The 449-nt window shown below is 56.3% G+C and carries 1 protein-coding gene; it reads left to right on the forward strand.

Features of this window, described 5'->3' with window-relative positions; translation table 11 throughout:
- Nucleotides 1-449 (forward strand): hypothetical protein (locus HA050_RS21755; protein WP_205836566.1); only part of this gene is annotated, 449 nt, incomplete at both ends.

Consider the following 449-nt stretch of genomic DNA (forward strand, 5'->3'; position numbering starts at 1 on the left):
GCATCGAAGTCGGCAATCCGGGTGTGGCGGATGACAATGTGGTGGAAGGCAATAACCTTGTCTTCAATGTTTCGCTCAGCACCGCCACCACCAAAGCAGAAACCTATGCCTTTAACCTGGGTGGCGGCTCAGCGAGTGCAGCCGATTACGGCACCGCCACCTTTAGCAATGGCGTGACCTACAACCCAACCACGGGTCTGATCACCGTGCCTGCAGGCGTGACCAACTTCGCCGTTACTCTGCCAACCGTGGATGACGCGCTGGTTGAAATCACTCCGGAAACCGTTCCTCTGACTATTGGTGGCGTGAGCGCCACCGGCGGAATTCTGGATAACGACAGCCCGGCCATTACCGGCATCGAAGTTGGCAATCCGGGTGTGGCGGATGACAATGTGGTGGAAGGTAATAACCTTGTCTTCAATGTTTCGCTCAGCACCGCCACCACCAAA

The sequence above is a fragment of the Iodobacter violaceini genome (genome assembly GCF_011601265.1).
GTDB classification, from domain to species: domain Bacteria; phylum Pseudomonadota; class Gammaproteobacteria; order Burkholderiales; family Chitinibacteraceae; genus Iodobacter; species Iodobacter violaceini.